The organism is Streptomyces sp. JLBG701, assembly GCF_058544905.1.
On sequence record NZ_CM178588.1, the window covers coordinates 5,826,278 to 5,842,581 of the forward strand.

At 68.1% G+C, this 16,304-nt stretch carries 17 protein-coding genes and 2 tRNA genes; 14 read left to right on the forward strand and 5 right to left on the reverse strand.

Annotated elements, in window-relative coordinates; translation table 11 throughout:
* Nucleotides 1-42: 42 nt before the first annotated feature.
* From gyrA to AC5DRG_RS26980, 3 genes are all read left to right on the forward strand, one after another.
* The gene (gene gyrA / locus AC5DRG_RS26970; RefSeq protein WP_491802026.1) at nucleotides 43-2,637 is read left to right on the forward strand and encodes a DNA gyrase subunit A; all 2,595 of its coding nucleotides are present in this window, start codon (nucleotides 43-45) and stop codon (nucleotides 2,635-2,637) included.
* Nucleotides 2,638-2,655: 18 nt separating this feature from the next.
* Complete coding sequence (locus AC5DRG_RS26975; RefSeq protein ID WP_491802027.1) at nucleotides 2,656-3,477, forward strand: DUF3566 domain-containing protein; 822 nt, start codon at nucleotides 2,656-2,658, stop codon at nucleotides 3,475-3,477.
* Nucleotides 3,478-3,601: 124 nt separating this feature from the next.
* Nucleotides 3,602-3,678, forward strand: a tRNA-Ile gene (locus AC5DRG_RS26980).
* A 98-nt stretch (nucleotides 3,679-3,776) separates the two neighbouring features.
* On the opposite strand, the gene AC5DRG_RS26985 is transcribed toward AC5DRG_RS26980, so the two are convergent.
* Complete coding sequence (locus AC5DRG_RS26985; protein WP_491802028.1) at nucleotides 3,777-4,136, reverse strand: DUF6344 domain-containing protein; 360 nt, start codon at nucleotides 4,134-4,136, stop codon at nucleotides 3,777-3,779.
* 339 nt (nucleotides 4,137-4,475) lie between these two features.
* Here AC5DRG_RS26985 and AC5DRG_RS26990 point away from each other — a divergent pair, with 339 nt between their 5' ends.
* Together AC5DRG_RS26990 and AC5DRG_RS26995 are read left to right on the forward strand one after the other, a co-directional pair.
* A complete protein-coding gene (locus AC5DRG_RS26990) occupies nucleotides 4,476-4,604 on the forward strand; it encodes a DLW-39 family protein (RefSeq protein ID WP_003999697.1) in 129 nt (42 codons plus the stop codon).
* Between the two features lie 151 nt (nucleotides 4,605-4,755).
* Nucleotides 4,756-6,093 (forward strand): hypothetical protein, encoded by a 1,338-nt coding sequence (locus AC5DRG_RS26995; RefSeq protein ID WP_491802029.1) that lies wholly within the window; start codon nucleotides 4,756-4,758, stop codon nucleotides 6,091-6,093.
* A 66-nt stretch (nucleotides 6,094-6,159) separates the two neighbouring features.
* Here AC5DRG_RS26995 and AC5DRG_RS27000 read toward each other — a convergent pair whose 3' ends face one another.
* Together AC5DRG_RS27000 and AC5DRG_RS27005 are read right to left on the reverse strand one after the other, a co-directional pair.
* Nucleotides 6,160-7,749: a serine/threonine-protein kinase gene (locus tag AC5DRG_RS27000; protein WP_491802030.1), complete on the reverse strand. Its 1,590-nt coding sequence runs from the start codon at nucleotides 7,747-7,749 to the stop codon at nucleotides 6,160-6,162.
* A gap of 201 nt (nucleotides 7,750-7,950) precedes the next feature.
* The gene (locus tag AC5DRG_RS27005; protein WP_491802031.1) at nucleotides 7,951-8,499 is read right to left on the reverse strand and encodes a helix-turn-helix domain-containing protein; all 549 of its coding nucleotides are present in this window, start codon (nucleotides 8,497-8,499) and stop codon (nucleotides 7,951-7,953) included.
* Between the two features lie 182 nt (nucleotides 8,500-8,681).
* On the opposite strand from AC5DRG_RS27005, the gene AC5DRG_RS27010 reads away from it, so the two are divergent.
* Nucleotides 8,682-8,754, forward strand: a tRNA-Ala gene (locus AC5DRG_RS27010).
* Nucleotides 8,755-8,850: 96 nt separating this feature from the next.
* On the opposite strand, the gene AC5DRG_RS27015 is transcribed toward AC5DRG_RS27010, so the two are convergent.
* Entirely contained in the window at nucleotides 8,851-9,555 is a 705-nt protein-coding gene (locus AC5DRG_RS27015) for a DUF5324 family protein (protein ID WP_491802032.1), read from the reverse strand.
* 329 nt (nucleotides 9,556-9,884) lie between these two features.
* Here AC5DRG_RS27015 and AC5DRG_RS27020 point away from each other — a divergent pair, with 329 nt between their 5' ends.
* Both AC5DRG_RS27020 and AC5DRG_RS27025 read left to right on the forward strand, forming a co-directional pair.
* Nucleotides 9,885-10,412, forward strand: a complete 528-nt coding sequence (locus tag AC5DRG_RS27020) for a peptidylprolyl isomerase (protein ID WP_491802033.1) — start codon at nucleotides 9,885-9,887, stop codon at nucleotides 10,410-10,412.
* A 143-nt stretch (nucleotides 10,413-10,555) separates the two neighbouring features.
* A complete protein-coding gene (locus AC5DRG_RS27025) occupies nucleotides 10,556-11,443 on the forward strand; it encodes a rhomboid family intramembrane serine protease (RefSeq protein WP_491802034.1) in 888 nt (295 codons plus the stop codon).
* Nucleotides 11,444-11,712: 269 nt separating this feature from the next.
* On the opposite strand, the gene crgA is transcribed toward AC5DRG_RS27025, so the two are convergent.
* The gene (gene crgA / locus AC5DRG_RS27030; protein ID WP_491802035.1) at nucleotides 11,713-11,967 is read right to left on the reverse strand and encodes a cell division protein CrgA; all 255 of its coding nucleotides are present in this window, start codon (nucleotides 11,965-11,967) and stop codon (nucleotides 11,713-11,715) included.
* A gap of 142 nt (nucleotides 11,968-12,109) precedes the next feature.
* On the opposite strand from crgA, the gene AC5DRG_RS27035 reads away from it, so the two are divergent.
* Genes AC5DRG_RS27035 through AC5DRG_RS27060 form a run of 6 tightly spaced genes read left to right on the forward strand, consistent with a single transcriptional unit; the run spans nucleotide 12,110 to nucleotide 16,282 of the window.
* Complete coding sequence (locus AC5DRG_RS27035; protein WP_491802036.1) at nucleotides 12,110-12,898, forward strand: DUF881 domain-containing protein; 789 nt, start codon at nucleotides 12,110-12,112, stop codon at nucleotides 12,896-12,898.
* Nucleotides 12,899-12,916: 18 nt separating this feature from the next.
* The gene (locus AC5DRG_RS27040) at nucleotides 12,917-13,621 is read left to right on the forward strand and encodes a class E sortase (RefSeq protein WP_491802037.1); all 705 of its coding nucleotides are present in this window, start codon (nucleotides 12,917-12,919) and stop codon (nucleotides 13,619-13,621) included.
* Between the two features lie 17 nt (nucleotides 13,622-13,638).
* Complete coding sequence (locus tag AC5DRG_RS27045) at nucleotides 13,639-13,836, forward strand: hypothetical protein (protein ID WP_491813395.1); 198 nt, start codon at nucleotides 13,639-13,641, stop codon at nucleotides 13,834-13,836.
* Nucleotides 13,833-14,471, forward strand: a complete 639-nt coding sequence (locus tag AC5DRG_RS27050; RefSeq protein ID WP_491802038.1) for an aminodeoxychorismate/anthranilate synthase component II — start codon at nucleotides 13,833-13,835, stop codon at nucleotides 14,469-14,471. The genes AC5DRG_RS27045 and AC5DRG_RS27050 overlap by 4 nt, the downstream gene beginning before the upstream one ends.
* On the forward strand, nucleotides 14,468-15,523 hold the full coding sequence (locus tag AC5DRG_RS27055; protein WP_491802039.1) for a class E sortase: 1,056 nt from the start codon (nucleotides 14,468-14,470) through the stop codon (nucleotides 15,521-15,523). The genes AC5DRG_RS27050 and AC5DRG_RS27055 overlap by 4 nt, the downstream gene beginning before the upstream one ends.
* A 6-nt stretch (nucleotides 15,524-15,529) precedes the next feature.
* Nucleotides 15,530-16,282, forward strand: coding sequence for a class E sortase (locus AC5DRG_RS27060; protein WP_491802040.1), 753 nt, complete (start codon nucleotides 15,530-15,532; stop codon nucleotides 16,280-16,282).
* Nucleotides 16,283-16,304: the final 22 nt, after the last annotated feature.

The window sequence follows — 16,304 nt, forward strand, 5'->3', positions numbered from 1 at the left end:
GTCGGTCTCAGCTGACCGCACCAGGAAGGATCTTCACCAGCAATGGCCGACGAAAACACCCCGAGCACGCCTGAGGAAGAGCAGGGCTTCCAGCTCCGCGTCGAGCCCGTCGGGCTCGAGACCGAGATGCAGCGCTCGTACCTCGACTACGCGATGTCCGTCATCGTCTCGCGCGCCCTGCCCGACGTACGGGACGGCCTCAAGCCCGTCCACCGCCGCGTCCTGTACGCCATGTACGACGGCGGCTACCGGCCCGAGAAAGGCTTCTACAAGTGCGCCCGTGTCGTCGGTGACGTCATGGGTACGTACCACCCGCACGGCGACTCCTCGATCTACGACGCGCTGGTCCGCCTCGCGCAGCCGTGGTCGATGCGGATGCCGCTGGTCGACTCCAACGGCAACTTCGGTTCTCCGGGCAACGACCCGGCCGCGGCCATGCGGTACACCGAGTGCAAGATGATGCCGCTGTCCATGGAGATGGTCCGGGACATCGACGAGGAGACCGTCGACTTCCAGGACAACTACGACGGCCGCAACCAGGAGCCGACGGTTCTGCCGGCGCGCTTCCCGAACCTGCTGATCAACGGCTCGGCGGGCATCGCGGTCGGCATGGCGACCAACATCCCCTCGCACAACCTGCGCGAGGTCGCGGCCGGCGCCCAGTGGTACCTGGAGAACCCGGAGGCCTCGCACGAGGAGCTGCTCGACGCCCTGATCGAGCGCATCAAGGGCCCCGACTTCCCGACCGGCGCCCTGGTGGTGGGCCGCAAGGGCATCGAGGAGGCCTACCGCACGGGCCGCGGCTCCATCACCATGCGCGCGGTCGTCGAGGTCGAGGAGATCCAGGGCCGCCAGTGCCTGGTGGTGACGGAACTTCCGTACCAGGTCAACCCCGACAACCTCGCGCAGAAGATCGCCGACCTGGTGAAGGACGGCAAGGTCGGCGGCATCGCGGATGTGCGCGACGAGAGCAGCTCCCGTACCGGCCAGCGTCTCGTCATCGTCCTCAAGAGGGACGCGGTCGCCAAGGTCGTACTGAACAACCTCTACAAGCACACCGATCTGCAGACGAACTTCGGCGCCAACATGCTGGCGCTGGTCGACGGCGTGCCGCGCACCCTGTCGCTCGACGCGTTCATCCGGCACTGGGTGACGCACCAGATCGAGGTCATCGTCCGTCGTACGCGCTTCAGGCTGCGCAAGGCGGAGGAGCGGGCGCACATCCTGCGCGGCCTGCTGAAGGCCCTGGACGCCATCGACGAGGTCATCGCGCTGATCCGGCGCAGTGACACCGTCGAGATCGCGCGTACCGGTCTGATGGGCCTTCTGGAGATCGACGAGATCCAGGCGAACGCCATCCTCGAGATGCAGCTGCGGCGCCTCGCCGCCCTGGAGCGTCAGAAGATCCTTCAGGAGCACGCCGAACTCCAGGCGAAGATCAACGAGTACAACGAGATCCTCGCCTCGCCGGTCCGCCAGCGCGGCATCGTCAGCGAGGAACTGGCGGCGATCGTCGAGAAGTTCGGCGACGACCGCAAGACCATGCTGGTGCCCTACGACGGTGACATGTCCATCGAGGACCTGATCGCCGAGGAGGACATCGTCGTCACGGTCACCCGCGGCGGCTACGTCAAGCGCACCAAGGCCGACGACTACCGCGCCCAGAAGCGTGGCGGCAAGGGCGTACGCGGCGCGAAGCTCAAGGAAGACGACATCGTCGACCACTTCTTCGTGTCGACCACGCACCACTGGCTGCTGTTCTTCACCAACAAGGGCCGCGTCTACCGGGCGAAGGCGTACGAGCTGCCCGACGCCGGGCGTGACGCGCGTGGACAGCACGTCGCCAACCTGCTGGCCTTCCAGCCGGACGAGGCGATCGCCGAGATCCTCGCGATCCGCGACTACGAGGCGGCGCCCTACCTGGTGCTTGCGACCAAGGGCGGTCTGGTCAAGAAGACGCCTCTGAAGGATTACGATTCTCCGCGCTCCGGCGGTGTGATCGCGATCAACCTCCGTGAGACGGAGGACGGTTCCGACGACGAACTGATCGGAGCCGAACTCGTTTCGGCCGAGGACGATCTGCTTCTGATCAGCAAGAAGGCGCAGTCGATCAGGTTCACGGCAACGGATGACGCATTGCGTCCGATGGGCCGTGCGACCTCGGGTGTCAAGGGCATGAGTTTCCGTGAGGGAGACCAGTTGCTCTCGATGAATGTTGTTCGACCCGGTACGTTCGTGTTCACTGCCACCGACGGCGGGTACGCGAAGCGGACCGCCGTCGACGAGTACCGCGTCCAGGGTCGTGGCGGCCTCGGTATCAAGGCCGCCAAGATCGTGGAGGACCGCGGATCGCTCGTCGGTGCGCTGGTGGTCGAGGAGACCGACGAGATCCTCGCCATCACGCTGGGCGGCGGTGTGATTCGTACGCGAGTCAACGAGGTCAGGGAGACGGGCCGTGACACCATGGGCGTCCAACTGATCAACCTGGGCAAGCGCGATGCCGTCGTCGGTATCGCACGTAACGCCGAGGCGGGATCCGAGGCGGAGGAGATCGACGGCGACGATGCCGTCGACGAGACCGCCGAGGGTGTCGCGACCACCGGCACGGACGAGGGCGAGGCGCCCTCGGACGAGTAACACGAGGAGTGAGTCATCGTGAGCGGAGCCACGGGCGCCGGCCCGTCCGGTACTTCGACCGGTACGGACACGGACGGCGGCGGCCGTGGCTCCGCCGCGAAAGCGACGGATTCGCACACGACCAATCTGCAAGCGATCAAGTCGCCCGCGAAAGACTCGAACTCGCCTGACACGCATGGATCCCAGGGGGGAACTGTGACGGACACCCGAGGTCCGCAGACCCAGCAGTACGCGGCTGGAGCGGGCCCGGCCGCGCCGGGCGCCCAGCCGCCGGCCCAGCCCGCGCCGCCTGCGGGTCCGCCGCCGGCGGCGCCTCCCGTGGCACCGCCCTCGCCGCTGCCGGGGGAGCGTCAGCAACAGCAGCAGCCCGCCGGGCCGTACCACCCGCCGCAGGCCTACCCGCCCGCCCAGCAGGCGACGCCCGCCGGTGCCGTACGCCTTCCGCGCACCGGCGCGCGCACCACGCCGCGCACCCGCAAGGCGCGGCTGCGCGTGTCGAAGGCCGACCCGTGGTCGGTGATGAAGGTCAGCTTCCTGCTGTCGATCGCGCTGGGCATCTGCACCATCGTCGCGTCGGCGGTGCTGTGGATGGTCATGGACGCGATGGGCGTCTTCTCGACGGTCGGCGGCACGATCTCCGAGGCGACCGGCTCCAACGAGTCCAACGGCTTCGACCTGCAGTCCTTCTTGTCGCTCCCCCACGTCCTGACGTTCACGTCGATCATCGCGGTCATCGACGTCGTCCTCGCGACGGCTCTCGCGACGCTCGGCGCGTTCATCTACAACCTCTCCGCGGGCTTCGTCGGCGGCATCGAGCTGACGCTCGCCGAAGACGAGTGACATTAACTCCGAGCGCCGTTTCAAACCTCCCCTGACGGTCCAGCGACTATCGATTTTGGGACTGCCCACGTCGTGCGCTAATCTTCAGGGGTCAGCGCGCGGGACACACACCGCAGAGCGCGGCGGGGCTATAGCTCAGTTGGTTAGAGCGCATCCCTGATAAGGATGAGGCCACAGGTTCAAATCCTGTTAGCCCCACCAGCACGAAGGCCCCCAACCGATTACGGTTGGGGGCCTTTTGCATGAGCGTGAGCGGCGTGTACGCAAGTTCGCCGTTACGTCGGGTGTGCGGGGCGCGGTCAGCGCTGGAGGGGTGCCGTCGGTTCGTCCGGGGTTGCGGTGGGGTCGCACTCGGCGTCGGGCAGGGCGGACTCGTCGGGTTCCGTGTCCGTGGGCGGGCGGTGGCGGCAGCTGGGGGACTTGCCGTGGGCCTCGGCTCGGATGCGCTGTTTCATCGTGGGGGGCAGGGACCGGGCGTAGGCCCAGGCCCAGGGGGCCATCGCCGGCACCGTCATGTTCGCGGTGGTGCTGTTGCGCGTCGTCTCGGGCTGCGGTACCGCCGCGGCGGCCGTGGTCGTGACGAGTCCGAGCGTCGTGCACAGCGCGAGGAAGGCGGTGATGATGGCCGTCCACAGCTTCATGACCTTGTTCTGGGTCATGGCCCCTCACTTTCGGGTTGGGCGATTTGCGTACTTTCCTCATGATGTGTATGGAGGCCGCGAAATCGTGGACCTGCGCCTGTGGCGCGTCGATCTTCCGATGAACACCACCCGGATGGGTGCAATGGGGTCGAGAAGTGGAGGAGAGTGGATGAGAGCACTCATAAATCACGGTCGGTAGAGGTGTGATCACCCTCCGATCGGAGCGGCTTCATCCACTTCGATTGCGCTGTTCCGGAGGGGAGTTGGAGGGCTGACGCAGGTCACCGATCGGTCTCGGTCGGTGTGTATAGTCGGGCGCCAGAGGTCCCCTACGTCAAGGAAAGACGAGGTCGCGCGGTGAAGAAGCTTCTCCTGGTCGCACTGGCCGCCATCGGCGGGCTCCTCGTGTACCGCCAGATCCAGGCGGATCGCGCCGAGCAGGATCTGTGGACGGAGGCGACTGACTCCGTGCCCACGGGTTCGTGAGTACCGACACCGACATTCTTCGGTTCTGAACAGACCCCGGCCGCCTTGCGGTCGGGGTTTTGTGTTTGCACGGATGGGGTGCGCCCGGGCGGGGCAGGATGGGCGACGGTCCGGGCGACGACGCGGGGTCGACGACGAGGGGTGGCGCGTGATGGGGCGGCGGTGTACGGCGTGGTGGCGCGTGAGGACATGGCACGGTCGTCCGCAGGCACGCGCGCGTGTGGCCGTCGTAGGAGCGGTGCTGCTGACGGCGGCGGCCCTGCCGGGGCATACCGCGCTGGCTGCCGAGACGGCGAGCCCCGCCCCGTACGCCTTCGCCGAGGACGCGCGGTCGGTCGAGGGCGCTACGACCAGCGCGGACGCCGAACTCCTGGAGCCCGGCAGCAGCTACCGCAGCTCTCTCCCGAGCAACAGCACGCTCTACTACCGCCTCGAACTCGACGCCAAGTCGACCACGTATATCTCCGCCACCGCCGTCCCGCGCGCGGGCACGACCGTCGGTGCCAACGACAGCCTCAAGGTGTCGGTCGAGGACGCCGACGGCAACTCCTGCTCCTTCGAGACCAACCGCTTCGGCGCGAGCCGTAGCCCGCATCCGATCGCGACCTGGGGGAAGCGCGACCCCGCTGCCTCCGTGTGCAGTGGCACCGGCACGTACTACGTGCTCGTCGAGCGCGTCGATACGACCGGATCCTCGCCGGACGCCTGGGACCTGGAGCTCGTCCCCGTGTCGGAACCCCCGCTGACGAAGGCCGGGCCGTCGAGCGCACCCGAGGTGTGGGACTCCGCCTCCCCCGCGGCCCTCACGGGCGAGGCCAGGCCGCGCGCGGGCGGCGCGGGCTTCGACCGGGCGAGCTCCGTGGGGCAGGGCGTCTGGGACGCCGGCATCTCGGCCGGGCAGACGCTGTTCTACAAGGTGCCGCTCGACTGGGGCCGGCAGCTCGATGTCACCGCCGAACTGGCCAGTTCGAGCAGCGGCGGCAACGGATATGTGACCAGCGCCCTGAACGTGTCCCTTTACAACCCGGTGCGCGCACCCGTCGACGACGCGAGCCGCGGCTACACCGGCACACAGCTCTCGGTCGCCCTCGACCCCCTGCCGCCCGTCGAGTACGCCAACCGCTACGCCGTTTCCCAACGGGTGAACGGCATGCGGTTCGCCGGCTCCTACTACCTCGTCGTGCATCTAGGCGCGCAGATGGCCGGCAAGTACGGTGGCGGGCCGTTCGAGCTGACGCTGCGTGTGCGGGTCGGCGGCACGGCCGAGGCCGCTCCGGGATACGCCGGGGAGTCCGAGCCGGGCGACGTCTTCGGGGTCACCGCCCAGGACCGGGAGGCCGCGACGCCGACCGGGGCCGGGGGCAGCGACACCACGATGACGCTGGTCGCGGCGGGCGGGATCGGCGCCGGGACCGTACTGCTGGCGGGACTCGGGTTGTGGACGGTCCTTGCGCGGCGGAAGCCTGCCGGCGTGTCCCGGGCGGCTTAGGGCCTGGCTCGGCTTTGGCGAGGCCCGGCTCGGTACTCACGACGCCCGGCTCGGTTCGGGCACGGTTCAGATCTGGGTCAGGGCCCAGAAACCCACGGCGTAGCAGGCCAGCGCGAGCAGCAGCACCGGGATCGCCACCTTGGCCGGTGGCCCGGGGCGGCGGCGGGCGCGGGAACGGTCGGCGTGGTGTCGCGAAATCGGCTGCGCGGGAGGCGGAACCTGCGGGCTTTGAGCGGTGTATGAAGCAGTAGAGGCGTCAGCGCGCTGGCGCGGCACCGGGGTCAGAGCCTGAGTGGGGTTCAGCGGTGTGTGCGTCTGGGGGGAGGGGAGCACATGCGTGGGGTCGTGGGGCGAGTAGGCGTAGTGGTCCTGAGCGCCCTGGTGCTGCTGTGGAGTGTGCGGATGGGGGGAGTGCTGGGGCTGCGGTGCCTGGGTGCGGACCGTCGGTGCCGTGGCCTGCGGCGGTGGGAGATGGAAGCTGCCGGTGTCCGACATGGAGGACGGCTCGGCGGGCCGCGACGGCGTGACGTCCGGCGCCGGCAGCGGACCGGTCCCCTGACGTGGATCGGCCGGTACGGCACCTGCGCCCGGACCAGGAGATCCGGAGCCTGTCCCGGCCCCGGAGGGTATGTAGCCGTTGCCAGCCCCGGACGATACATAGCCTGTGCCCGACCCGGACGGCACAGAGCCCGTGCCCGCCCCTGGGACCGAGCTGTCGGCACCCCCCGCTGCCCTGGTGTCCCGCTGTCTGTCCCTCTCCACCCCTGGCGCCGGTTTGAGCGGCCCCGAAGGTCCGAAGCCCGGTGGCAGTGGGCCGACTTGGTCGAAGATCTCGATCAGCTCGTCGTCGGGTCCGGGCTCCGGGAGGAGTTCCCTGGCCGAGGCAAGGGCCTTGCGCGCCCCCGTGGCCGTGCGGAACCGCGCCTGGGGATCCGGTTGGAGGAGATTCGCCACGACCTGCCACAGCGGCTCGGGAATGCCCTTGGGCGCGCTCGGAGTCCCGTGCGCGGCGAAGTACTGGACGAGGGCCTTCGCGTCCGGCTTGGCGCCCTCCAGCAGGTACAGGGCGACCAGTCCTACGGCGAACAGGTCGGCGGCGAAGTCCGGCTCCGCGCCCATCATCTGCTCGGGCGCGATGTAACCGGGCGTCCCCACCACGAGGTTGGTCTCGGTCAGGCGCGGCTCGCCCAGCCGCATCGCGATGCCGAAGTCGGACAGCCTCAGCCGCGGCCGCCCCGTGCCGGTGGCCTCCAGCAGCAGGTTGGCGGGCTTGACGTCACGGTGTACGACGCCTTCCGCGTGCACCGCGGACAGCCCCGACAGGAGCTGGTCCAGCAGGGTGCAGACGAACGCCGGCGGCAGCGGCCCGTAGTCCCCGATCAGATGGACCAGGGAACCGCCGGTGACCAGATCCATGGTGAACAGGACCTTGTCGTCGTCAGCGGCCCAGCTGGCCGGTGCGAGCACATGGGGGTGATCGATCCGCAGCGCCTGCTCACGGACGAAGCGCAGCAGCGAGTGCGCGTCGCTCTGCTGCAGCACCTTGGCGGCCACATAGCGGCGGCGGCGGTGATCCCAGGCACGCCAGACCGCGCCGACACCTCCGCGCCCGATCGGGTCGACCAGTTCGTACCGGCCGGCGAAGACCTCACCCATGGCTGTGCGTCGCTCCTCCCCCTTCGGCTACCCCCCTTGCTTGCCCCGTGATGAGCGATACGACTCCCCTCGCGCCCCCCGCACACAAACGTCGTGCACAACCCCCGTACAGAACTCCTCGGCGAGTGACGCGACCCCCTCGCGCCTCTCGTCGGCCTTCGGCCCGGTCGCCGAACCCCCTTCGGTGACCGGGCCGACAGCTCAGTTCTGGTGGGACTGGTAGTGCGACACCGCGTCCGAGGTGCGGCCGGCGCCGTACACCCGGAGGAACTCTGCCAGTTCGGGGTGGGTCGGGGCGAGGGTGTCAGCCGCCTCGATGATGTCTCCCGCGGCGGCCACCGAGCGCAGCAGCGACTGGATCTCGCGGACCACCCGCTTGACCGTCGGAGCTCCCGAACTGCTCGTCGTGGTCGTGGTGTTGCTGAGCACCGAGCCCCCCTGCGACTTCTTGATCTCGTCCATGCGGTCCGTCGCCTCGGCGGCGCTCACGCTGCCGTCCGCGACCTGCCCCGCCAGGTCCTGCAGCAGCTGCACCCGCTGAACCACCGCGGGATTGCCGATCTTCGCCCGCTGGCCGCTCATCAGCTGTGACAGCATCGGTGCGGACAGTCCCAGTACCCCCGCGAGACGAGCCTGGTTGAGGCCAAGATCGTCTATGAGCTTACGGAAGAGCGCCCCCAGTGGCTCTCCGTACCAGTTCCGCTGAAGCTCCCGCGCTCTGGCGGTGGCTTCCTGCTGTGCGGCGTCCATTGCGTCTCCCCATCGCTTCCCCAAGTACCGCGGTTCGCTCCAGCGAACCACGTCCCGCATCTTACGGAGAGTGGTCGTGCACGGGGACCCCCCAACTTTTTGCGAGATACCCCGGGTGACCCGGTACTCTGGTCTGCGGCGCCCACCGGTACGCGGTTCTTCCGGTTGGACGGCCATCCTCCGGGGCCTTAGCTCAGTTGGTAGAGCGCTGTCTTTGCATGGCAGATGTCAGGGGTTCGACTCCCCTAGGCTCCACACCGAAGAACCCCCTGACCTTGAAGAACGTGGTCAGGGGGTTCTTTTTCGCTCTCCGCTGTTTCACGTGAAACAGCGGAGAGCGTCGGCCTCGGTTCAGCGGCCCTCTTCGCGCTTGGCGGCCTCCTCCTCGGCCTCCTTCGCCTGGACCTCCGGGTCGAGCACGGAACGGTCGGCGCTGCCGTCCACCGACGTCAGCCGGCCCGACTCGGGGACCTCCGTCGCAGCGGGCGGTTCGACCAGCCAGTCCGGGTTGGCCTGCTTGTCCCACCACTTCCAGGCGGCGAAGGCGCCACCCGCGAGGAGGCCCAGAATGGCCAGGCCCTTCGCGATACGTCCGGCCCTCGCCCGCCGTTCGTGCTTGCGGGCCAGTTTCTGGATCTCCTCGGGCGAGACCTGACCGCGCAGCGCGGCCAGCGCGGCCGCACCGCGGGACGCGGCCTCCTCACGGACGGGGCCCGCGGCGGCCACCGCCTGCTCGATCCTCGGCCGGGAGTAGTCGGCCGCCTGCCGGGCCGCCAGGCGGGCCCGGACCGCGGCCTCATGGGCGGCCACGTCGACCTTGGGCGGCACATGGGTACGGGCCTGTTCAAGGCGCGGCACGACATGGACGTCGTACTGGACACGAGCCTGGTCGGCGGCTTGAGACACCTTGGGCGCGAGCCGTACCCGTGCCTCCTGTGCATAGTGCGCGGCCTTGTCCTTGGCCGTTTCGGCGTAGGGCGCCACCACGTCCGCGGCGTGCAGCACGCTGCCCTTCGCCGAGCCGGTCGCGGCGCGCACGCTGTCGATGCGGGTCACGGGATCCTCCTCCTCGGTGGCGTACGTTATTTCGTCTTTCCACCCTTTTACGGATCATGCATGCCAAACAGCCGGCGGGCATGTGAGGGCGGGCATCCGGGTCACGGTCAACTGCAACGATCACGTGCAATAGCGATGAATACAGGGCAACAGGAGCTTGTCGTCGACAATGCCACGGATCGCCGCGCAGCGCGCCCGCCCCGGACCCACTCGACCGGTTTTCTGCAAGGGAAGTCCGCAGATATTCGGTCGGAAGCGGTCGCCGGGCGACGCACGGCGTGGACCGTGCGAGGATCAGGGGGTCACAGGAAGACAACGGAAGGCAGATCGTGGCTGAGCAGCTTTACGCCACCCTGAAGACCAACAACGGCGACATCGAAGTCCGGCTTCTGCCGAACCACGCGCCCAAGACGGTCCAGAACTTTGTCGAGCTCGCCACCGGCGAGCGCGAATGGGTCAACCCGGCGACCGGCCAGAAGTCCACGGACAAGCTCTACGACGGCACGGTCTTCCACAGGGTGATCAGCGGTTTCATGATTCAGGGCGGTGACCCGCTGGGCAACGGCACCGGCGGCCCCGGCTACCAGTTCGAGGACGAGTTCCACCCGGACCTCCGCTTCGACAAGCCGTACCTGCTGGCGATGGCCAACGCGGGCCCGGGCACCAACGGCTCGCAGTTCTTCATCACCGTCTCCCCGACGGCCTGGCTGACCCGCAAGCACACCATCTTCGGTGAGGTCACCGACGCGGCGAGCCAGAAGGTCGTGGACGCCATCGCGGCCGCGCAGACCAACCCCCGCACCGACCGGCCGCTCAACGACGTCGTGATCGAGTCGGTCGTCGTCGAGACCCGCTGAGGTCTGAGCCCGAAGGGCCCGGTACCTCCCGTAGGGAACCAAACGCCCCGCTCATCCGTAAGGATGGGCGGGGCGGTGCATTGTGTACGACAGACAGCTTGTGCAGCGCCGTACGACGGATCTGACGGCATAGGGGACACCTCATGGACCAGGCGCCAGACAGCGAGCAGCACGCCCAGAGCCTGCCCTCCTGTTACCGCCACCCGGGCCGCGAGACCGGCGTGCGCTGCACCCGCTGCGAGCGCCCCATCTGCCCCGAGTGCATGGTCAGCGCCTCCGTCGGCTTCCAATGCCCCGAATGCGTCCGCGGCGGCTCCGGCACCGGGCACCCGCCCGCCGCCTCCCAGCCCCGCACCCTGGCAGGCGGCGCCGTCACCGCCGACCCCCGCCTGATCACCAAGATCCTCGTCGCGATCAATGTCGCGGTGTTCATCGCCGTCCACGTGTGGTCGTCACTCCTGAACGACCTGGTCCTCATCGGCGAGTGGCCCCCAGCCCCGTTCGCACCCACCGAGGGCGTCGCGGACGGCGAGTGGTACCGCATGGTGACCTCGATGTTCACCCACGAGGCCGTGTGGCACATCGGGTTCAACATGCTGAGCCTGTGGTGGCTCGGCGGCCCGCTCGAACAGGCCCTCGGCCGGGCCCGCTATCTCGCCCTCTACCTCGTCTCGGGCCTGGCGGGCAGCGCCCTGACCTATCTGCTGGAATCCCCGACCACGGCCTCGCTGGGTGCCTCGGGCGCGGTTTTCGGGCTGTTCGGTGCGACCGCGGTCCTGATGCGCCGGCTCAGGTACGACATGCGCCCGGTGATCGCCCTGCTGGCGATCAACCTGCTCTTCACCTTCAACCCGTCCTTCAACATCTCCTGGCAGGCCCACATCGGCGGCCTGGTCGGCGGTGTCGTGATCGGCTACGCCATGGTCCACGCCCCGCGCGAGCGGCGGAACCTGATCCAGTACGGCACATGTGCCCTGGTCCTGGCCGTGGTGGTGCTGGTGACCGTTCTGAGGACCCTGCAGCTCACCTGAGCTGGGGTTGTCCACAGCGGGTGGCGGATCTTGTGCATACCGTGCGGGAACAAGCGTGCCCCCTGTCGCTGACCCGAGTCTCCGCAGGTCAGGCAGGGGGCGAACAGGTATCCGAACGAGCGGTCCGACGGTCGTACCGGTGTCAACACTCCGTGGGTTATCCACAGATCGTCGTTCTTTATCCCCAGAGGGGCTGTGGAAATCTTTCCGTTCTGTGGATAACTCAGCGGATAGCCCTGGGCAGAGCTGCGTTCACCGGCAGGTGGCCGCTACTTCCACTGCGTGGAGACACCGAAACCGGCCGCGATGAAGCCGAAGCCCACCACGATGTTCCAGTTGTCCAGCCCGTCGATGGGCAGCGAGCCGTCCGTCACATAGAAAACGACGATCCAGGCCAGCCCGATGAGGAACATGGCCAGCATGACGGGTGCGACCCAGGCGCGGCTGTTCAGCTTGATCGTGGTCGCCTGCTTCGCCGGCGGCGGCGTGTAGTCGGCCTTCTTGCGGATACGTGACTTCGGCACGAGGGTCTCTCCTGTCGATGCGCTGCGTGGCCGCGCAGGGAACTGGGGCGGGCTCCGGGGCAGCGTACAAGGGGACACTTAGTGCTCCCCCGGGCGTCCGTTAGCGTAGTGCTTCCGCGGCGCCGAAGGAGATAAGGGTACGTTGAGCAATTCTGCCGACTCACCCGGGACGGGTACCAGCCCCGCCCGTGTTGGCGTCGTTCGCCGCTTTCGCCCTGTGCGCTTGCTCACGGTGGCCGTCTTCGCCCTCGCGGGGCTCATCTTCTTCACCAGTTTCAATACTGCCAAAGGCACCAATATCCGCACGGATGCCTCCTTGCTGAGGCTGTCCGACCTCATCCAGGAGCGCAGCCAGAAGAACGGTCAGCTCGACGAGTCCAACGCGACCCTGCGCGAGGACATCGAGTCGCTCGCCGGGCGCGACGACGGCAGCACCGAGGCCGAGGACAAGAAACTGGCCGCCCTGGAGAAGAACGCGGGCACCCGCCGGCTCAAGGGCGAGGCCGTCACGGTCACCCTCGACGACGCTCCGCCGAACGCCACCGCCAAACTCCCCGGCTATCCCGAGCCGCAGCCCGACTACCTGGTCATCCACCAGCAGGACCTCCAGGCCGTGGTGAACGCCCTCTGGGAGGGCGGCGCCCAGGGCATCAAGGTCATGGACCAGCGGCTGATCTCCACCAGCGCCGTGCGCTGCGTGGGCAACACCCTGATCCTCCAGGGCCGCGTCTACTCACCGCCGTACAAGATCACGGCGGTCGGTGACCCGGACAAGCTCCAGGACGCGCTCACGGCCTCTCCGGCGATCCAGAACTACATGGTCTACGTCAATGTCTACGGGCTCGGGTGGAAAGTGACCGAGGACGGGGCGGTGACTCTGCCCGGGTACTCGGGCACAGTGGATCTGCAGTACGCCCAGCCCGTGGAGTAAGCCTTTCGGGAGCCGCCGGTGCGCGTGATCGTCAGGACCGTCAGCGAGCTCTGTATCACCGTCGGCGCCGTGATCGTGTTGTTCGTGGTCTACGTGCTGTTCTGGACCGGCGTGAAGGCCGACAGCGTGATGGACGACCAGATCGACCAGCTCCAGGACCAGTGGTCGAAGGGGACGGTCCAACCGGCCCAGCCGGCGCCGACGGCGGCATCCCCCAGCGCCTCCGCCGCCCTCCAGCGGCCCGCTCCCTACGCGCAGGGCAAGCCTTTCGCGATCATGTACATCCCGCGTCTTGGTTTCACGTGGAACAAGCCCGTCCTCGAAGGCACCGCCACCGACACGCTGAAGAAGGGCCTGGGCCACTACGCGCGCACCGGGCAGCTCGGGCAGCGGGGCAACTTCTCGGTCGCCGGCCACCGGCGCACGTACGGCGATCCGTTCAAGGACTTTCCCGAGCTGCGGCGTGGGGACGCGGTGGTGCTGACGGACGGGACGACGTGGTTCACGTATCGGATCGACAAAGGGCCCTACAAAACAGTGCCCTCCGACGTTGAGGTGATCGATCCTGTGCCACGTAAGTCGGGGTACACGCGTTCGGGGCGCTATCTCACGCTGACCACGTGCGATCCGGAGTGGGGACACAGCCATCGGCTGATCGTCTGGGCCCATCTCGACTCCACACAGCCTGTGGAGGCCGGGAAACCAGACGCCCTGCGCCGTTAGTCTGGTGCGGGTACGGCGTGAGTCTGGTGCCGTGGTGCGACGGAAGGGACGGCATGTACGGCTGGATCTGGCGGAATCTGCCGGGGAACGCATGGGTGAAGGCGCTGATCTCACTCGTGCTGGTCACGGCCGTGGTCTACGTCCTTTTCCAGTACGTCTTCCCGTGGGCCGAACCGCTGCTTCCCTTCAACGATGTGACGGTGGACAACCAGTGAGCGCGCGGATTCTCGTCGTCGACAACTACGACAGCTTCGTCTTCAACCTGGTCCAGTACCTCTACCAGCTGGGCGCCGAGTGCGAGGTGCTGCGCAACGACGAGGTGTCGACGGCGCACGCCCAGGACGGTTTCGCCGGCGTCCTGCTGTCGCCGGGCCCCGGTACCCCCGAAGAGGCGGGCGTCTGCATCGAGATGGTGCGCCACTGTGCCGCGACCGGCGTCCCGGTGTTCGGCGTGTGCCTCGGCATGCAGTCGATGCAGGTGGCGTACGGCGGTGTCGTGGACCGTGCGCCCGAGTTGCTGCACGGCAAGACCTCGCTGGTCGAACACGGCGGCAAGGGCGTCTTCGCGGGCCTGCCGACGCCCTTCACGGCGACCCGCTACCACTCGCTCGCCGCCGAGCCGGAGACGGTGCCGGCCGAGCTCGAAGTGACCGCCCGCACGCACGACGGCATCATCATGGGCCTGCGCCACCGGGAACTCCCGGTCGAGGGCGTGCAGTTCCACCCGGAGTCGGTGCTGACCGAGCACGGGCACCGGATGCTGGCCAACTGGCTGGTGGAGTGCGGCGACCAGGGTGCCGTGGCGAGGTCGGCGGGGCTCGCCCCGGTGGTGGGCAGGGCCACGGCGTGACCGCCCTGCGCCCCGAGCGCGAGTCCGGCGCCTACGGGGGCGTCGGCGACCACGGGACCTCGTACGGGCAGGAGTCGTACGAGGCGCCGGGCGCGTTCGAGGAGTGGTCGTACGTGCCCCCGGCCGACGACGAGACGGTGGCCCTGCGGATACCCGATCCGCCTCCCACGACCGGCGGCGGGCCTGCATCGGCTTCTACGGCCTCTTCGGCCTCGTCTGCCACAGGAGTTGCCCCGGGCGGCCGTGCCGCCCGCAGAAAGGCCGCCAAGCGCCGTCACGGGCGTCATGGGGGCGCGGCGCCGGAGACGCAGCCGGAGGAGGGCTCGCCTCAGCAACCTCTCTCGCGTGTCGAGGCCCGCAAGCAGGCACGCGCGCGTAAGCCCGGCGCGGGGGTCATCGCGAGCCGGGCGATCGGCGAGGTGTTCATCACCACCGGCGTACTGATGCTCCTGTTCGTCACCTACCAGCTGTGGTGGACGAACATCCGGGCGCACCAGCAGGCCGGCAAGGAGGCCAGCAGCCTCCAGCAGGACTGGGCGAGCGGCAAAGGCGCCCCCGGGACCTTCGAGCCCGGGGAGGGCTTCGCCATCCTCGACATACCGAAGCTGGACGTCGTGGTGCCGATAGCCCAGGGGGTCAGCAAGAGCAAGGTGCTCGACAAGGGCATGGTCGGGCACTACAGCGAGGGCGAGCTCACCACCGCGATGCCCGACGCGAAGACCGGCAACTTCGCGCTCGCGGGCCACCGCAACACCCATGGCGAACCCTTCCGGTACATCAACAAGCTTGAGAAGGGCGACTCCATCGTCGTAGAGACACAGGACAAGTACTACGTCTACGAGATGACGTCGATCCTGCCGGTGACGTCACCGAGCAACACGGGTGTCATCGACCCCATCCCCAAGGGTTCGGGGCTCACCGAGCCGGGCCGCTACATCACTCTCACCACGTGCACCCCCGAATTCACCAGCAAGTACCGGATGATCGTCTGGGGCAAGATGGTCGAGGAACGGCCGCGCAGCAAGGGCAAGCCGGATGCGCTAGTCCAGTAAGGGCAGATGAACGTGGCAGCGACCACTGACGACGACACTCACGAGCAGACAGACGCGCCCCCGGCGCCGGCGGCACGCCGCCGCGGCATGGGCCGGATCGCCATGGCGGTCAGCGTCTTCGGCGAACTCCTCATCACGGCGGGCCTGGTGCTCGGCCTGTTCGTCGTCTACTCCCTGTGGTGGACCAACGTCCTCGCCGACCAGAAGGCCGACAAAGAGGGCGACAAGGTCCGCGACAACTGGGCCCAGGACACCGGCCCCGGCGCACTGGACACCAAGAACGGCATCGGCTTCCTGCACGTGCCCGCGATGAAGAACGGCGAGGTCCTGGTCGAGAAGGGCACCGACTCGAAGGTCCTCAACGACGGAGTCGCCGGCTACTACATCGACCCGATCAAGGCGACCCTGCCGACGTCGGACAAGAACGGCAACTTCACCCTTGCCGCCCACCGCGACGGCCATGGCGCCAAGTTCCACAACATCGACAAGATCAAGAAGGGCGACGCGATCGTCTTCGAGACGAAGGACAAGTGGTACGTCTACAAGGCGTACGCCATCCTTCCCGAGACCTCGAAGTACAACGTGAAGGTCCTCGGCTCCGTCCCGAATGAGTCCGGCAAGAAGAAGGCCGGCCACTACATCACGCTGACGACCTGCACGCCGGTGTACACCTCCCGGTACCGGTACATCGTGTGGGGCGAGCTGGTGCGGGTGGACGACGTGAACAGTGACCGGACGCCGCCGAAGGAACTGCGTTAAGAGACTCTGTAACGCCACAGAG